Origin of the sequence: Bacillus sp. PPSBB_11 (assembly GCF_038023285.1) — a bacterium.
GTDB lineage: Bacteria > Bacillota > Bacilli > Bacillales > Bacillaceae > Bacillus > Bacillus altitudinis.
The window spans coordinates 3,322,117-3,339,894 of sequence record NZ_CP150633.1 but is presented as its reverse complement, the minus strand read 5'-3'; the positions used below and the strand labels follow the sequence as shown (position 1 = coordinate 3,339,894).

At 41.9% G+C, this 17,778-nt stretch carries 14 protein-coding genes; 10 read left to right on the top strand and 4 right to left on the bottom strand.

Features of this window, described 5'->3' with window-relative positions:
- The first annotated feature begins 23 nt into the window (after positions 1-23).
- The 3 genes from csaA to V7L95_RS16220 all read left to right on the top strand — a co-directional run bounded on the left by csaA (position 24) and on the right by V7L95_RS16220 (position 3,899).
- Positions 24-356, top strand: a complete 333-nt coding sequence (gene csaA / locus V7L95_RS16230) for a chaperone CsaA (protein WP_156060896.1) — start codon at positions 24-26, stop codon at positions 354-356.
- 518 nt (positions 357-874) lie between these two features.
- The gene (locus tag V7L95_RS16225; RefSeq protein ID WP_007500679.1) at positions 875-2,266 is read left to right on the top strand and encodes an MFS transporter; all 1,392 of its coding nucleotides are present in this window, start codon (positions 875-877) and stop codon (positions 2,264-2,266) included.
- Positions 2,267-2,291: 25 nt separating this feature from the next.
- Positions 2,292-3,899, top strand: a complete 1,608-nt coding sequence (locus V7L95_RS16220; RefSeq protein ID WP_340967344.1) for a glycoside hydrolase family 43 protein — start codon at positions 2,292-2,294, stop codon at positions 3,897-3,899.
- Between the two features lie 46 nt (positions 3,900-3,945).
- Here V7L95_RS16220 and V7L95_RS16215 read toward each other — a convergent pair whose 3' ends face one another.
- Entirely contained in the window at positions 3,946-5,106 is a 1,161-nt protein-coding gene (locus V7L95_RS16215) for an ROK family transcriptional regulator (RefSeq protein ID WP_048002882.1), read from the bottom strand.
- 213 nt (positions 5,107-5,319) lie between these two features.
- Here V7L95_RS16215 and xylA point away from each other — a divergent pair, with 213 nt between their 5' ends.
- The 3 genes from xylA (at position 5,320) to V7L95_RS16200 (ending at position 8,965) form a co-directional block, all read left to right on the top strand.
- A complete protein-coding gene (gene xylA / locus V7L95_RS16210; protein WP_206115501.1) occupies positions 5,320-6,657 on the top strand; it encodes a xylose isomerase in 1,338 nt (445 codons plus the stop codon).
- Positions 6,658-6,690: 33 nt separating this feature from the next.
- Positions 6,691-8,184, top strand: coding sequence for a xylulokinase (gene xylB / locus V7L95_RS16205; RefSeq protein ID WP_340967339.1), 1,494 nt, complete (start codon positions 6,691-6,693; stop codon positions 8,182-8,184).
- Positions 8,185-8,278: 94 nt separating this feature from the next.
- Entirely contained in the window at positions 8,279-8,965 is a 687-nt protein-coding gene (locus V7L95_RS16200; RefSeq protein WP_007500674.1) for a glycoside hydrolase family 11 protein, read from the top strand.
- Between the two features lie 46 nt (positions 8,966-9,011).
- On the opposite strand, the gene V7L95_RS16195 is transcribed toward V7L95_RS16200, so the two are convergent.
- The gene (locus V7L95_RS16195; protein ID WP_206115497.1) at positions 9,012-11,051 is read right to left on the bottom strand and encodes a molybdopterin oxidoreductase family protein; all 2,040 of its coding nucleotides are present in this window, start codon (positions 11,049-11,051) and stop codon (positions 9,012-9,014) included.
- Positions 11,052-11,169: 118 nt separating this feature from the next.
- Positions 11,170-12,366, bottom strand: coding sequence for a cytochrome P450 (locus tag V7L95_RS16190; protein ID WP_206115496.1), 1,197 nt, complete (start codon positions 12,364-12,366; stop codon positions 11,170-11,172).
- A 423-nt stretch (positions 12,367-12,789) separates the two neighbouring features.
- Here V7L95_RS16190 and proC point away from each other — a divergent pair, with 423 nt between their 5' ends.
- The 3 genes from proC to V7L95_RS16175 are packed head-to-tail and all read left to right on the top strand — an operon-like array spanning position 12,790 to position 16,068.
- Positions 12,790-13,635: a pyrroline-5-carboxylate reductase gene (proC, locus tag V7L95_RS16185; protein ID WP_080563247.1), complete on the top strand. Its 846-nt coding sequence runs from the start codon at positions 12,790-12,792 to the stop codon at positions 13,633-13,635.
- Between the two features lie 27 nt (positions 13,636-13,662).
- Entirely contained in the window at positions 13,663-14,781 is a 1,119-nt protein-coding gene (gene proB, locus V7L95_RS16180) for a glutamate 5-kinase (RefSeq protein ID WP_017359466.1), read from the top strand.
- Between the two features lie 18 nt (positions 14,782-14,799).
- Complete coding sequence (locus V7L95_RS16175) at positions 14,800-16,068, top strand: glutamate-5-semialdehyde dehydrogenase (RefSeq protein ID WP_017359465.1); 1,269 nt, start codon at positions 14,800-14,802, stop codon at positions 16,066-16,068.
- A gap of 181 nt (positions 16,069-16,249) precedes the next feature.
- On the opposite strand, the gene V7L95_RS16170 is transcribed toward V7L95_RS16175, so the two are convergent.
- Positions 16,250-16,819 (bottom strand): GNAT family N-acetyltransferase, encoded by a 570-nt coding sequence (locus V7L95_RS16170; protein WP_008346575.1) that lies wholly within the window; start codon positions 16,817-16,819, stop codon positions 16,250-16,252.
- A gap of 88 nt (positions 16,820-16,907) precedes the next feature.
- Here V7L95_RS16170 and V7L95_RS16165 point away from each other — a divergent pair, with 88 nt between their 5' ends.
- Entirely contained in the window at positions 16,908-17,729 is an 822-nt protein-coding gene (locus tag V7L95_RS16165; RefSeq protein ID WP_340967319.1) for a MerR family transcriptional regulator, read from the top strand.
- Positions 17,730-17,778 lie beyond the last annotated feature (49 nt).

Sequence of the window (17,778 nt, the reverse complement as noted above, 5' to 3'; positions counted from 1 at the left end):
GATTGAAAGGGAGAGCGATTCTAATGGCAGATATTGAACAGTTTTTAGCGTTAGACATTCGTGTTGGGACGATAGTAGAAGCAGCATTTTTTGCAGAAGCAAGAGTACCTGCTTTTAAGCTGAAGATTGACTTTGGGGATGAGATTGGCATAAAACAATCTAGTGCACAGCTGACAAAACGTTATCAGGCTGAGAATCTCACTGGGAAACAAATTATTGCAGTGGTCAATTTCCCGCCAAGAAGAATTGCCGGGTTTAAATCAGAGGTGCTTGTCTTAGGAGGCATGCCGTCAAAAGAAGACGTTGTTTTGCTTGCTACAGATGAGCCGATTGAAAATGGCACCAAAATAGGGTAAGAAAAAAGACATCTTCATCAGAAGATGTCTTTTGCGTATTGAGGCGGAATAACCACACGCCACATTCGTGTGTGTCTCAAAGAGACATGTTACCCGACTTACACAATTCAGCTCATCGCTTGATTAATATAGCATGAGATTGGTATGAATGCAACCATTATTTGAGTTCTCTTTGTCTTTGGAAGATAAAAAGAAGGTTCATCTCCTCATATCTTAGAAAAAATGACAAGAAATCAATTATTTGGATTATTTTTTCGAAAAATATTGAAAAGTCAGATCATATTTTATAAAATGAATTCATCTTAGTTTGTTTAATCGATAAACTAAGATAGCGATCATCTATTGATCTATTGTTTAAAGCGAATGATTTGCTGCTATGTGGGCTAAGCTGAAAGAAAGAGATGTTCAGCTTCATTTTTACAACAAATTGAAAGCGCTTTATTTTTCGGCCTATTGATTGCTGCTGCCCTGCACCATCTGTCCGCTAGAAGAGGCTAAGTGAAGAAGGGAGAAAACTCATGGTGAGTGAGAATTTAAAGAAGATTCGTATGTCTGAAAAAGTGGGGTATGCTTCAGGAGATTTCGCATGTAATTTAATTTATGCAACTGTCTCTACGTATCTATTATTTTTTTATACGGATGTGTATGGATTATCAGCAGCAGCAGCAGGGACGATGTTTTTGGTGGTTCGGGCCATCGATGCGCTTGCAGATCCGTTTATTGGGGCGATGGTTGACCGAACGAACAGCCGTTTTGGCCGGTTTAGACCTTATTTGTTATTTGGTGCGTTACCTTTTGCCGTTCTTGCTATTCTTTGTTTTACGACACCGGATTTTTCCGAAATGGGAAAACTCATTTATGCGTACATCACGTATGTTGGTTTATCGCTTACATACACGTTCATCAATGTTCCTTATGGTGCTTTAACTTCCGCAATGACAAGAAATAACCAAGAGGTCGTCAGTATTACGTCTGTTCGTATGCTTTTTGCAAATCTCGGTGGTTTAGTTGTTGCTTTTTTTGTTCCGTTTCTTGCGACGTTTTTGAGTGATACAACAGGAAATACAGCACTTGGCTGGCAGATCACGATGGCATTTCTCGGTGTACTTGGGGGCGGATTACTGATTTTCTGTTTTAAAAGTACGAATGAGCGCGTCACACTTCAAAAGCCAGAGGAAAAGATCAAGTTCAGTGATCTCTTTGTCCAGTTACGAGTGAATCGTCCGCTTGTTGTGTTAAGCATTTTCTTTATCATTATCTTTGGTGTGAACTCGATCAGCAACTCAGTCGGGATCTATTATGTGACGTATAACCTCGGCAGAGAAGATTTAGTGAAGTGGTACGGCCTGATTGGCAGTCTGCCAGCTTTAATGGTGCTGCCGTTTATTCCAAAATTGCACAAACTATTAGGAAAGAAAAAGCTGCTGAATTATTCATTATTGCTGAATATTGTAGGCCTTCTTGCATTACTTGTGATCCCGCCGAGTCAAATCACTTTAATACTTATTTTCAGGCTCGTTGCGGCTGCAGGGAGTATTACAGCAGGTGCTTACATGTGGGCACTCATTCCTGAAACCGTTGAATATGGCGAATATAAAACAGGGAAAAGAATGGGTGGACTGATTTACGCAGTGATTGGCTTCTTCTTTAAATTTGGGATGGCCTTAGGCGGCATCGTTCCAGGGCTTGTCCTTGACCGATTTGGTTATATTGCAAATCAAGTGCAAACACCAGAAGCTTTACTGGGCATTTTAATCACGACAACGGTGATTCCTGTATGCTTACTCATTTTAGCGATGGTTGATATTAATTTTTATAACCTAGATGAAGAAAAACATAAAAAAGTCATACGAGAGCTTGAGAATAGAGACAAGGTGTATATCGATCATATGGACGATTTTAAAATGTAGTTCTCTGAAAGAGGAGGAAGTTCAATTGAAGATTACTAATCCAGTGCTCAAAGGATTTAACCCTGACCCAAGTATTTGCCGTGCGGGAGAGGACTATTACATGGCGGTTTCTACATTTGAATGGTTCCCGGGGGTGCAAATTTATCACTCGAAGGATCTCATCCATTGGCGGCTCGCCGCGCGTCCCTTGCAAAAAACTTCTCAACTCGATATGAAAGGAAATCCTGATTCCGGCGGGGTATGGGCACCGTGTTTAAGTTATGCGGATGGTCAGTTTTGGCTCATCTATTCAGATATTAAAGTAGTAGATGGTCCGTTTAAGGATGGTCATAATTATTTGGTCACAGCTGATGCAGTAGATGGTGAGTGGAGCGATCCGGTTCGGCTCAATAGTTCTGGGTTTGATCCTTCCTTGTTCCATGATCCAAGCGGAAAGAAATACGTGTTGAATATGCTGTGGGACCATCGAGAAAAACATCACTCCTTTGCAGGTATAGCCTTGCAGGAATATAGTGTATCTGAAAAAAAACTGGTCGGTGAGCGGAAGGTCATTTTTAAAGGCACACCAATCAAACTGACAGAAGCCCCGCATCTTTATTACATCAATGATGTCTATTATTTATTAACAGCTGAAGGGGGAACACGTTACGAACATGCAGCCACAATCGCCCGTTCCTCGCGTATTGATGGGCCGTACGAGGTTCATCCTGACAACCCAATTTTAACGGCTTTTCATGCGCCTAGCCATCCACTACAAAAATGCGGGCATGCTTCCATTGTACAAACGCATACAAATGAATGGTATATGGCTCATCTGACTGGCCGCCCAATTCATTCAAGCAAGGAATCCATTTTTCAGCAAAGAGGCTGGTGCCCTTTAGGAAGAGAGACAGCCATACAAAAGCTTGAATGGAAAGATGGCTGGCCGTATGTGGTAGGCGGAAAAGAGGGACTCCTAGAGGTTGAAGCGCCTGCGATGAGCGTAAAAGAGTTCTCTCCAACCTATCACATAGTCGATGAATTTAAAGATTCATCGTTAAATAGACATTTTCAAACATTAAGAATCCCATTTACGGATCAGATTGGTTCAGTGACGGAAAATCCTCATCATTTAAGGCTGTATGGGCAGGAATCTTTAACGTCTAAATTTACCCAAGCATTTGTTGCGAGGCGCTGGCAAAGCTTTTATTTTGAAGCAGAGACAGCGGTTTCCTTCTTTCCGAAAAACTTTCAGCAAGCGGCAGGACTTGTGAATTATTATAATACGGAAAATTGGACTGCACTTCAGGTGACTTATGACGAGGCGCTTGGCCGTATCCTTGAATTATCTGTGTGTGAAAATCTGGCCTTTTCTCAGCCGCTAATTAAAAAAATCATCATCCCAGACGAGATTCCGTATGTGTATTTAAAAGTGACCGTTCAGAAAGAGACGTACACGTATTCTTATTCTTTTGATCAACAAGAGTGGGAAAAAATAGATGTACCGCTTGAATCGACTCATTTATCAGATGATTTTATTCGAGGAGGGGGGTTCTTTACAGGGGCTTTTGTCGGAATGCAGTGCCAAGACACAAGCGGCGAACGTCTGCCTGCCGATTTTAAGTATTTTCGATACGAAGAAACAACTGAATAAAAAAAGACAACACTCTAAAGGCTGTCTCTCTTTAACATGTATTCCATTATGGTGAAGGCGTGACATCACGCAAAAAAGCTTCAGTGACAAGAGATGTCATCCCTAAGGCTGGTGCGTTTTGTCCTAATGATGAAGGAAGCAGCTCCACCCGTGAGCTGAATTGTGCATCCATTCTAGAGGATACTTCATCTTGAATGACACTTAGAACGGCCTGCTCAGATTCAATGACCTTGTTTCGTAAAATAACGGCTTGTGGGTTGAAGGTATGCAGAACGTTTGTGAGACCTACCCCGATGTAAAAGCCAAAGTTACGCAAGGCATTGAGTGTTTTCATATCATTTAACTTCGCCAGCCGCTCAATATCTTGATAGGTGAATGGCTGACCATCTGTTTGGAGCGATTGGAACAGTGCCTTCTCAGATGCATACAGTTCCCAGCAACCACGATTTCCGCAGCTACATGTCGGTCCATTAAAGTCGATCGTCATATGTCCCATTTCACCAGAAAAACCGTTTGTGCCTCTATATAAATGATGATTGATAATGATGCCTATTCCAATACCAGTGCCGATACTTGCATAGATCAGATGGTCATAATGTTTAGCAGCACCAAAGATTTTTTCACCGTACGCACCGGCATTTGCTTCATTCTCGATAAAAACCGGTACTTGGAATGTGTCTTGGAGACTTGTTTTCAGATCGACATTTTTCCATTTTGAATGAGGCGTAAATACAATTTGTTCATCTGCATCGACCAGACCTGGTATACAAATCCCAATCCCAATTAGCCCGTATGGGGAAGAAGGGATATGTGAACGTAACTGCTGAATCAATTCAATTAAAATACGGACGGTCACTTCAGGTGTGCTGGATGGGAGCTTGAGCTGCTCATCATGAATCATCGACCCTTCAAGGTCTGTTAAAATGCCGTTGACATAATCAACACCGACATCAATGCCGATAGAGTAACCTGCACGTTTATTAAACATGAGAAGCACGGGTCTTCTTCCGCCGCTAGATTCGCCTTGACCGATTTCATAAACAAGATGTTCTTTCATTAATGTACTCACTTGAGAAGAAACGGTCGATTTATTTAACCCAGTGCGTTCAGATAATTTTGCTCTGGAAATTGGTGCATGGTGAAGAATTTCGTTTAGCAATAGCTTTTGATTTATTTTTTTCACAAAGTTCTGATCCGCAATATCCATTGTATCCACTCCATTTGTTTCGTCTTTAGATTAAGTGAAGAAAAGCCATTTTTTGTCGTGTTTATTCTCTATAAAACATGCTTTTCACTTTATTATAACGAAAATATTTCTAAAAAACTAAAAAATATGGAAAATTCAAAGAGATTAGTTGGTCAACTTGTTCATTTGTTTGTTGAATCAACTTACTAAGTGAATATATAGGGGGAATCACTTATGGTCAAATCAAATATGACTTCGTTAAGTCGTTTACAAGGGATTGGCAACATTCAATATGAAGGAAAACATTCAAAGAACCCATTCGCATTTAAATATTATGATCCGAGCGAAATGATTGGCGGAAAATCAATGAAAGATCACCTGCGATTCTCCGTCGCTTATTGGCATACACTGACTGCTGATGGAACAGACATGTTTGGAACTGGCACGATGAAAAGGGCCTGGGATTCTTATAGTGGAATGGATTTGGCGAAAGCTAGATTGGAAGTGGCCTTTCAGCTCTTTGATCTATTGGATGTTCCGTATTTTTCATTCCATGACCGTGATATTGCACCAGAGGGCGACACGCTTCAAGAGACCAATCAGCAGTTAGACATCATCATAGAAAGAATGAAAGATTACATGCAGCAAAGCGGGGTTCGGCTTCTATGGAACACGGCTAATATGTTTAAGCATCCAAGATTTGTTCACGGTGCAGCGACATCCTGTCATGCAGATGTATTTGCCTATGCAGCAGCACAAGTGAAAAAGGGCATCGAAACAGCAAAGGAACTCGGCGCAGAAAATTATGTTTTCTGGGGAGGACGAGAAGGTTACGACACACTGCTGAATACAGATATGAAAAGAGAGCTTGACCATTTGGCGACCTTTTTGCATATGGCGGTCGATTATGCAAAAGAAATTGGATTTACAGGTCAATTTTTAATTGAGCCAAAGCCGAAGGAACCGACTACTCATCAATATGATACGGATGCAGCGACATCGATCGCCTTTTTAAAACAATATGGATTGGATTCACACTTTAAATTAAATATCGAGGCCAATCATGCGACATTAGCGGGTCATACGTTTGAGCATGAGCTGCGTGTAGCAAGAATTCATGGACTGCTCGGTTCCGTTGATGCCAACCAAGGAAACTCCCTTCTAGGCTGGGACACTGATGAATTCCCAACGGATTTATATGCCACAACACTCGCCATGTATGAAATTTTGCAAAATGGCGGACTTGGAACAGGCGGTCTCAATTTTGATGCAAAAGTCAGAAGAGCCTCCTTTGAACTGGAAGATCTTCTGTATGCCCATATTGCGGGGATGGATGCATTCGCAAAAGGGCTGCGGGTGGCTCATAGACTCATAGAAGACCGTGTGTTTGAAGATGTGATCAAGCACCGGTACCGCAGTTTTTCTGAAGGAATTGGACGGGAGATTTCAGAAGGAAAGGCAAACTTTCATACATTAGAAGAATATGCACTGAAACATCCGCTCATCAGAAACGAATCTGGCAGAGAGGAACAGCTGAAAGCCAGATTAAATCAATATTTGTTAGAAGATTAATTGAGCGGGCGGATGTTTTGAAGGAGTGAACACATGAAGTATGTGATGGGAATTGATCTTGGAACGAGCGGAGTTAAAGCGATATTAGTAGATGAGAGCGGGAAGGTATGCTGTGAGACAACTAAATCTTACCGCCTCATTCAAAGCAAACCAGGTTATTGTGAGCAAAATCCTGAAGACTGGGTAGAGCAGACGATTGCCGCGATGACAGAACTTATGGAGAGAAAGCCTGTTCAGTCAAGGCAAGTAGAAGGCATCAGTTTTTCTGGACAAATGCACGGACTTGTTTTATTAGATGAATTCCTTCAAGTGCTCAGGCCTGCCATCTTGTGGAATGACACAAGAACAACACCGCAATGCGTGCGCATGACAGAAAAGCTAGGAGGCAGGCTGCAAGCGATCACAAAAAATCAGGCATTAGAAGGATTTACACTGCCAAAGTTGTTATGGGTAAAGGAACATGAACCAGAAATTGATCAACGAATCCATTTGTTTTTACTTCCAAAAGATTATGTCAGATATCGATTAACCGGCGCTATTCATATGGACTATTCTGATGCGGCTGGTACGTTACTGTTGGATATTGGAGAACAAACATGGAGTGAGGAGATTTGCAAAACCTTTGATATTCCGCTACGTATTTGCCCGCCGCTCGTTTCGTCGGAGGCGGAGGTTGGAACACTTTTGCCGCAGATCGCAAAGGAAACCGGGATGACAGAAGAGGCGAAGGTTTTTGCGGGTGGAGCGGATAATGCTTGCGGTGCCATTGGTGCCGGCATTTTATCATCAGGTCACACACTATGCAGCATTGGCACATCAGGTGTCATTCTTTCCTATGAAGAAAATCATAACAGAGAGCTGAATGGAAACTTGCATTTGTTCCATCATCCAAAAAAAGACGCTTTTTATACAATGGGAGTCACTTTGTCAGCAGGTTATAGCCTCGATTGGATTAAATCTTTACTTGCTCCAAATGATTCGTTTAAAGACCTTTTAGCCGGAGCAAAGGATATAGCGCCTGGCGCAAATGGATTGCTATTTACGCCATATTTAGTTGGGGAAAGAACGCCTCATGCAGATTCAGTCATTCGTGGAAGCTTCATTGGATTAGACAGCCGGCATGAAAAAGCGCATATGGTTAGAGCTGTGCTTGAAGGAATCACTTTTTCATTAAATGAATCGATCGCTTTATTCAGGCACGCGGGAAAAAGCATTGATTCCATCGTGTCTATTGGTGGAGGTGCGAGAAGTCATACATGGCTTCAAATGCAGGCAGACATTTTTCAAGCTGAGGTGATACAGCTTGAAAATGAGCAAGGGCCCGCGTTAGGTGCAGCGATGCTTGCAGCAGTTGGATGCGGCTGGTACGAGTCACTTGAGGCGTGCGCGGATCAGTTTATCCATCAAGCAGCCGTATTTACACCAAATCAACAGCATGTCGATGTATATGATCATCTCTTTCGTTTGTATCAAAGCATTTATACAAACACAAGAGACATTCATGCGGGTCTAGAACAGTATCGATAATCTAGTAGTGAGTAGGGGCATGAAAGGAGGTGATGAATTCATTTCATCTTAGAGATGACAGAATCAAAAGGATGAAAAAGGAGAGGAATGGACGATGAATTTGAGAAAATTAAGACTGTTGTTTGTGATGTGTATTGGACTGACGCTTATACTGACGGCTGTACCAGCCCATGCGAGAACCATTACGAATAATGAAATGGGTAACCATAGCGGGTACGATTATGAATTATGGAAGGATTATGGAAACACCTCGATGACACTCAATAACGGCGGGGCATTTAGTGCAGGCTGGAACAATATCGGAAATGCTTTATTTAGAAAAGGGAAAAAGTTTGATTCCACTAGAACTCACCATCAGCTTGGCAACATCTCCATCAATTACAACGCAAGTTTTAACCCAGGCGGGAATTCCTATCTATGTGTCTATGGCTGGACACAATCTCCATTAGCAGAATACTACATTGTTGATTCATGGGGCACATATCGTCCAACAGGAGCGTATAAAGGATCATTTTATGCTGATGGAGGCACATATGACATTTATGAAACAACCCGTGTCAATCAGCCTTCCATTATCGGGATCGCAACCTTCAAGCAATATTGGAGTGTACGTCAAACGAAACGTACAAGCGGAACGGTCTCCGTCAGTGCGCATTTTAGAAAATGGGAAAGCTTAGGGATGCCAATGGGGAAAATGTATGAAACGGCATTTACTGTAGAAGGCTACCAAAGCAGCGGAAGTGCAAATGTGATGACCAATCAGCTGTTTATTGGCAACTAAAAAAGTCAAAGAAAAGAGCCGGGAGCAAAACTCCTGGCTTTTTCTATCATAATTTTTCAACTTCGACTCTGCCGGAAAAGAACGTCGCACCGCCGCCCATATCTGCCAAGCGATCAGGTGTGAGGCCATTCACCAAATGTTTTTTGCCTTTTTGGTCTGCCCATAATCCCTGGCTGACAACAACGCCAGATAACACATTTTGTCCGACTGACACGATCAGCTCGCATTCTCCTCGATCATTCAGCACACGAACCATGTCCCCATCTTCAATCTGTCTTTCTTTTGCATCTTGTTCATTCATATGAAGCTTCGGAAATTTCTCTAGCTTTTGATGCTTCTCATGAAGAGAGAAGGTGGAATTAAGAAAATTATGGTTTGGTCCCGGTATAAACGTTAGTGGATAATCACTTTCCTTGAATAAAGGTACATAGGTTGGAAGGGCTGGATATCCATCTTTTTTCATTTGTTCAGAGTAAAGCTCAATTTTCCCGCTTGGGGTAGGGAGCTTTAAATCTTCGAAAGGCCCTCGTTTTGCTTTGATCCACTTTTTCTCTTTTAACGCTTGATATGAAATGTTTTCATAATGCGGATTTTCAGGATGATGAAGAGCTTGTTCCATTAGTTCCGCATCTGTGTCTTTAAAGGCTTCATCTTCAAAGCCCATCGCATGAGCCAAAAGACGAAACACTTCTGTGTTTGATTTGCTTTCTCCATAACGTTCTATAACAGGTTCTTGAATTTGAATGTAATGATGCCAGTAAGAAGTATAAAAATCCTCGTTTTCAAAGGCAGAGGTCGCTGGCAGAACAATATCCGCATAAGAGGCTGTCTCTGTCATGAACAAGTCATGGACAACCGTAAATAAGTCTTCCCGCATCAAACCGTCTCTTACTTTATTTGCTTCAGGTGTCACAACAGCCGGGTTGCAAGAGTAGACAAAAAGAGAATCAATAGAAGGTTCTGCGTTCGTTAGCACGCTGCCCAGCTGATTCATATTAAATGTTCTAGGTTCGCGTTCCTTTAATAATTCCGGTCGCTGAAGAGCGATTTCATTATAACTAAGAAAAGAAGAGTTCGATTTCATCGCACCGCCGCCTTTATGCAGCCATTGACCGGTGAGGGCAGGGAGGCAGGAGATGGTTCGAATACTCATACCGCCATTATCGTGATGCTGTAGCCCATTGCCAATACGAATGAGAGACGGCGTTGTCTCTGCGTACATTCTCGCAAGTGTGATGATGTCTTCTTTTGGGACACCCGTGATCTGTTCGACTGTTTCTGGATCGTACTGCTTCACATGCTCGCGAAGTTCATTGTGACCGACCGTGTAAGTCTCTAAAAATGACGCATCTGTGCGGTCTTCTTTAAAAAGGACATGCATGATCCCAAGAGCTAGCGCACTGTCAGTGCCAGGGCGAAGCGGAATGAACCAATCTGCCATCCGGCCCGTTTGGTTTTTGTGCACATCAATGACGACAATTTTAGCCCCTTGCTTTCGAGCTTTTTGTGCCAACGTGATTTGATGCATATTGGTTGAAACTGCATTGATGCCCCAAAAGATAAATAGCTTCGTATGAATGGTTTCTTCTGGGTCTGTCCCGATGCTTGCGCCCATTGTATATTTATAGCCAGTTGTTCCGGCTGACTGACAAATGGTTCGGTCTAGCTGACTTGAGCCAAGTCGATAGAAAAAGCGGCGGTCCATTCCTTCTGCATTAAGATTCCCCATATTCCCATAGAAGCTGTAAGGCAAAATGCTTTCTGGTCCTTTTTCTTCGATCAGCTTTGTCCATTTTTGACGAATGGTTTCAATCGCTTCTTCCCACGTAATTGGAGCAAACTGCCGGTCACCTTTTTGACCTACACGTTTTAATGGTGTTGTCAGACGTTTTTCATCATATAAACGAGCTGTGACATTCCGCACTTTATTGCAAATGTTTCCTTGAGTGACTGGATGATCTGGATCTCCTTGAACTTTAACGATCTTTCCGTTCTCTTTATGTATTAAAAGACCGCACTGGTCAGGGCAATCTAACGAACAAACTGATTTGAATATTCCGTCTTTCATTGCTGTGTAATCGGTCATACGTTTAGCTTCCTTTCCGAATTCCGTGATCACTGTACATATGGACTTTATTTTAGCATGTTCAGACGAGGAAGGTAAGGATAAGCATATGAAAAAAAGCCCCTAATGAAAGGGACTTTTAAAAACGGGTGACCTGCACAGGGAATTCTTTGACCCCAAACACAAACGTGCTTTGAATTGGTTTCAGCTGATCTGCCGCACAGGTGATTTCTCGAAACGTACGGAGTAAAATCTCAAGTGCTAGATGAGCCTCAAGCCGGGCGAGAGGGGCACCAAGACAAAAATGGATGCCGAAGCCAAAGCTCAAATGCGGATTTGATTTTCTGTCAAGACGAAACGTATCTGGATCGTCAAACTTCCGTTCATCACGATTCGCAGATGCCACCCAGCTGATGAGATAGTCTCCTTTTTCAATGTGAGAACTGGCAATCTGAACATCCTCTGCTGCAACTCGCCCAATCGCTTGAACAGGCGGATAATAGCGTAGCGTTTCCTCCGTCAATTGAGGAATGAGAGACAGGTCTTGCCGCACTGATTCGGCGATATGCGGCTGCTCTGTTAAAAGTCGTACGGCATTTGTAATTAAATTCGTCGTTGTTTCATTACCAGCAACGAGTAAGAGTATACAAAAGCCAAGTAGTTCATTTTCTGATAAACGCTCACCGTCAATTTCCGCTTGGATGAGAAGGGAGATTAAATCATCGGCTGGCGTTTCTTTTCGTTTTTGGATCAAATGAGCAAAGTACGCTGACAGCTCTTTTTCTGCTTGTTTTTGCATGTCGACAACGGCTTGAACAGCTTCTTTTGAATCATCTTTGGCTCCTGCAACTAGAGCATCTGAATGTTTTTTGATCAGCTCTCTGTCTTTCACTTCTGCCCCGAGAAGCTCGGCGATGATCATGACAGGTAGGGGAGCGGCAAGATCTTGGACAATATCGAAGGTCCGTTGATCCTTTACTTGATGTAATAGATCATGGGTCAAGTCTTTGATCTTTTCTTCTATTTGTTTGATCGCTTTTGGCGTGAAGGCTTTATTGACGAGTGCTCTCATTTTGGTATGTTTTGGTGGGTCCATTGTTAAAATACTCGTTTTAGATGTACTTCTTCCTCGCTGTGATGAAAACACTTTTGGCTGCTTCAGAACGGACTGAATATCAGCATATCGAAAGAGATCCCAGCACTTTCTCGTTTCATCGTATCGAATATCACCCTGCGATCGTAATTCATTGTAGATAGGGAATGGGAAAAGAAGGTCATCAGTAGATCGGATTTCTTTCATTGGGATGACATTGACGTAATTTTCTTTTACTTTCATTATGAACGCTCCTTTTTCACTTGATTTCCCTTTCACGGTATCACCACGAAAAACGCATTTCAACGGACATGTTTTCTAAAATATGTCAATAGTCTAATCGAAAGATTCAAACACATTCATCCTATAGGAAAATAGAAAGTCATCAAAAATGATAACGCTTTCTAAAAACTAGAATTGAAGTCACCGAAACCAAAAATAAAATGGTGAATTCAGTCGAACGAAAGGGTACTATGATTCAAATCTGTATAGTTCTTTTGATCTAAATTGATGATTTAAAAAAACACGGCTAACATACATACCGCAAGCTGTTCAGCGTGCATTCGGGACTTTTGAAAAGTGCTGGCTCTTTCTTGACACGATTTCTCATCATGTTACGATAACTAACGTGCGAAAAACACGAACAAAAAGCGAACAAGGGAGAGGATCAATATCATTGATCAAAAGAAAGTTGCTTTCATTGGAGCAGGTTCTATGGCGGAAGGAATGATTGCAGGTATTGTGCGATCAGGTCAGATGCCGCTCAGCCAAATTTACGCAACAAACAAGCAAAATAAGCAGCGATTAAACGAACTAACGAAACGCTACGGAATCCAAACAGCCACAATGGATTCATTTCCTTTTGAAGAGATGGATATGTTGATCCTGGCAATGAAGCCAAAGGATGCTGAAACAGCACTTGAATCATTAAAACCTCATATTCAGAAAGATCAGCTCATCCTGTCTGTGCTTGCAGGTGTGAAATCATCGTATATTGAAGACATGCTGCATGAAGGGCAGCCTGTTATGCGAGTAATGCCAAATACGTCAAGTACGATTGGGGCGTCGGCGACCGCTTTATCTGCTGGACGTGATGTGAAAAATGAACATGTAAGCATGAGTCGGGCTCTTTTATCTGAAATGGGAGAAGTGTATACCATTCAGGAAGAACAAATGGATATTTTCACAGGAATTGCCGGAAGCGGTCCAGCTTATTTTTATTTCTTAATGGAAAGAATCGAAGAAGCTGGAGAAGAAGCTGGCTTATCAAAAGAAATGTCCCGTCAAATCGGTACACAGACACTTCTCGGTGCAGCGAAGATGCTGCAAGAAACAGCTGAAAATCCTTCTGTCCTCAGAGAAAAAATTACGTCACCTAATGGAACAACTGCTGCAGGACTAGATGCATTAGATGATTTTGGCGGAGGAGAAGCCATCAAACAGGCTGTCAAACATGCTGCCAATCGATCAAAAGAAATAAGTGAACAGCAAAAACAAAAAGTAACGATATAAATAGAGCCTCAATACAGGAGTGATAAGGTGTACGCAGAGAAAGAGAGAAAACGAATTGTTGTGAAAATCGGAAGCAGCTCTCTTACTAGCTTTCAAGGTGAGATTAGTTTAAAAAAACTAGAAAACCTCGTCAATCAAATTGTAAAACTCAAAGATGAAGGACACGAAGTCATTTTGGTCTCATCTGGTGCGGTTGCAGCTGGTTACCGAAAATTAGGATTTATTGATAGACCGAAAACACTGCCAGAAAAACAGGCGTCTGCCTCAATAGGGCAAGGGCTTTTAATGGAATCATATTCTACTTTATTTTTATCGCACGGTTATATTGCTTCACAGCTATTAATTACAAGAAGCGATTTTTCAGATGAAACGCGCTATCAAAATGTGCGAAATACAATGAATGTGTTATTAGATCGAGGGATCATCCCGATTATTAATGAAAATGATACAGTGACGATCAATCGGTTGAAGTTTGGAGACAATGATACATTGTCTGCAAAAGTAGCTGGACTGATTGATGCGGATTTCCTCGCTATTTTATCTGATATTGACGGCTTGTATGAAGATAACCCTCATACAAATCCGAATGCGAAGAGAATTCTAGAAGTCACAGAAATCACAGAAGACATCGAAGCAGCCGCTGGAGATGCGGGAAGCAGCGTTGGCACAGGCGGAATGAAATCAAAACTCGACGCTTTTAAAATTTCAATGGCCTCAGGCATCAATGGCTTTTTGGGAAAAGCCGATACGCCTCACATTTTAGACAAAGCCATTAATGGGACAGAGGACGGCACTTATTTTACAGCTGACGAAAATTTAGCGCCGCTGAATTATAAAAAACAGTGGATTGCTTTTCATTCTGGCCCAAAAGGCGAAATCGTTGTTCAAGAGAAAACACAGGAGCTTCTCATGCATCGTGAGAAAAGTCTGGATTCTGACGGCATAGTCAATGTAAAGGGTTCGTTTAAAAAAGGCGATGTTGTCCGTATTTTAGATCAAGATGAAAGAGAGATAGGGCTTGGCATTGTCAATTATGCGTCCGACGAACTCGCACTGAACGGTGACTTGCTACAGGATGAAGTGGTGCATGTCGTAGATCTTGAAGCATTTGTTTGTCATTTAGATTTATCAATACCAGTTTGCTAATTATAAGGGAGGAATTTCATGACACTGACAGCTGAAGTTGTCACATCGGTCAAAGAAAAAGCGAAAAAAGCAAAGCACGTATCAAAAAAACTAGGTTTACTTCAAACAGAGGAAAAAAATGAGGCGTTGCTGAAAATAGCAGAAACACTCGAACAGCAAAGTAATTTTATTTTACAGGAAAATCAAAAGGATTTAGAGGCAGGAAAAGAAAAGGGCTTCTCTGAAGCATTAATGGATCGATTAATGTTAAATGAAGAGAGAATTCATGAGTTTGCGGAAAGTTTGCGGCTTGTGACGAGATTAACAGATCCTGTTGGAGAAATATTGGATGAATGGACTCTTGAGAACGGCTTACATGTGAAAAGCCGAAGAGTACCGCTCGGCGTGATCGGGATGATCTATGAAGCGAGACCGAATGTCACTGTCGATGCAGCAGGGCTTGCCCTCAAGGCAGGCAACTCAGTGATTTTAAAAGGCGGTTCCTCCGCTATTTCTTCCAACAAAGCCATCGTCCGCGTCATTCATGAGGCATTGGATCAAACAAAGATCCCTCGTGATGCGGTACAGTTTATTGAACAAACAGACCGTTCATCGGTTCAAGCGATGTTTCATCTAAAAGAATGGATCGATGTTTTAATTCCGAGAGGCGGGGCTTCTTTAATCAAAACCGTTGTAGAAGAATCGACCATTCCAGTTCTTGAAACAGGGACAGGGAACTGCCATATCTTTATTGATCAAACAGCGAATGTAGAAAAAGCCATTCAGATTGTCATCAATGCGAAAACAAATCGTCCGGCCGTTTGTAATGCGCTTGAGACTCTGATCGTTCATCGCGATTGGCTGAAAGAAAATGGTGCAGCATTGAATGAAGCACTGCTTCAGCACCAAGTCACTGTGCACGGGGATCAAGACGCTCAATCCTTCTTTTCCGAAGCGGTTCCTGCGGAGGAAGTGGATTGGACAGATGAGTATTTAAGTCTTGATCTTGCGGTGAAAGTCGTTGACTCAATTGAGGGCGCCATTCACCACATTGATCAGTACGGAACCAAACATTCAGAAGCCATCGTAACAGAGGATGAAAAAAACGCACAAATCTTTCTAAACGAAGTCGATGCGGCTGCTGTTTATCATAACGCATCTACACGTTTTACAGATGGCGGTGCACTAGGATATGGCGCTGAAATTGGCATTTCTACTCAAAAGCTGCACGCAAGAGGGCCAATGGGACTTCCTGCACTGACAACAACAAAGCTGCTTCTATCTGGTGATGGTCAGATTAGAAGCTAGAATGAATGTAACGAACACTACCTTTCTAACTTGGGGTAGTGTTTTTTTAGTGTATGAGAAAAGAAGAGAGAAAAAAGGGGAACGACATGGAAACGATGCTGAAGCACTGACAACTCTTGAAAAAGAAGACAAAGGGCTAAAATGAAGTCCATTTTAGCCCTTTGTCAACAATCTAGTTTTTTTATGAACTTGAACGGTCTTTTTTCATGACTTTCTCAAATTTGAAAAATTCAAATGTCTCAGGCGCTAAAGGGTCATTTTCTTGATTCTTCTCATGAGGGAAGCTCGGATCTGGATGGTGTAAGTGATAAAACTCAACAATCTGAAACCCGCATTTGTTCACATAAAAATGAATGTTGCGCTTTTCAAAATAAGGAGTGACAACTTCCCACACCTTCGTTTCTGGATATTGCGCCTCAATGGCTTTCCATGCTGCCTGACCAATGCCGCGGCTATGAGATGATGAAGAGATATATAATAGATCCACCGAATTGCGGTGTGTATGCGGGTTGATTTTTAAGACAACCCCTCCTGCCTTTTGACCATTTAGTAAAATATGATAGACAAGGTTCTCTGTCGAATAAAAAGATTCATCAATCGACTCATCAGGAGGAATTGGTCCACCTTCTGCATCGCCAAATGCATCAATGATGCCAGCTGTGAAAGCATCTTGCAGTTCCTTTTTCATCAAAGGGAAGTCTTCTTGATTTGCAAGTGATAATGTGACTTGATCTTGTGCGATTTTGTTCATGTGTAAATCCTTTCTCCACATACGTGGTGTTTATGCATGTTATCATAAAGGATGGAGTAACTCCATAGTCAAGAAAGGAGCCCTAAAAATGATGAGCGATGGTCAAAAAACATTTTTAACTGGAGAATTTGCGTCATTATTTGAAGTGAAAAAAGATACACTGCTCTATTATGATAAAATCGATTTGTTTAAGCCGGCAGGTGTTCAGGAAAATGGGTACCGTTATTATACATTTGAACAGTTTGATCATTTCATGGCCATTCAATCCCTTCGTGCTGTTCAATTTCCGATCAAACAATTAAAACAATACTTTACTGAGCCTTCTCAGGAGAAATTGCAAAGCCTTGCGGTTGAGCAAGCAAAAAAGGTCGGGGAGGAGATCCAAAAACTACAGGATATTCAATCTTTTCTTTTTCGTGTGATCGAGACAACGAATGAATTATCATCAGTGAAAACAGGGGAGGTCTTGTTTCAAGAACTGCCAGAAGAACCGATCGTCCTCAGTACATCAAACCCAATTGATTCAAACACACCTATAGAAGAAATTTCTCGAATTGTAGGAGAATTTCTGAAAGGGATTGGTATTAAAGGTGCCGCGGCAAATGGTTCTGTTTTAAACAAGGAGCAGTTTTTGCAGCGTCATTATCATCAGTCTGATAGGCTGTTTTGCCGAATGGAAGGGCCGGATGCAGTCAAAAAGCCTGCGGGTCTATATGCAGTCATGTATCAACAAGGAACATATGAAGAGATGGAGACTGCCTATTCACGTTTATTAGATCACATCGAAGCAGAGGATATGATACTGGATGGAGATGTCTTTGAGGAGTATTTACTTCATTCTCTGATGTCTAAAAATGAAGCGGATTACATGACGAAACTTAGTGTGAAAGTCAGAAAACGGGAAGCTTAAGGCATCACAAAAAGGATAGACAGGCATTTTTACATGCTGTCTATCCTTT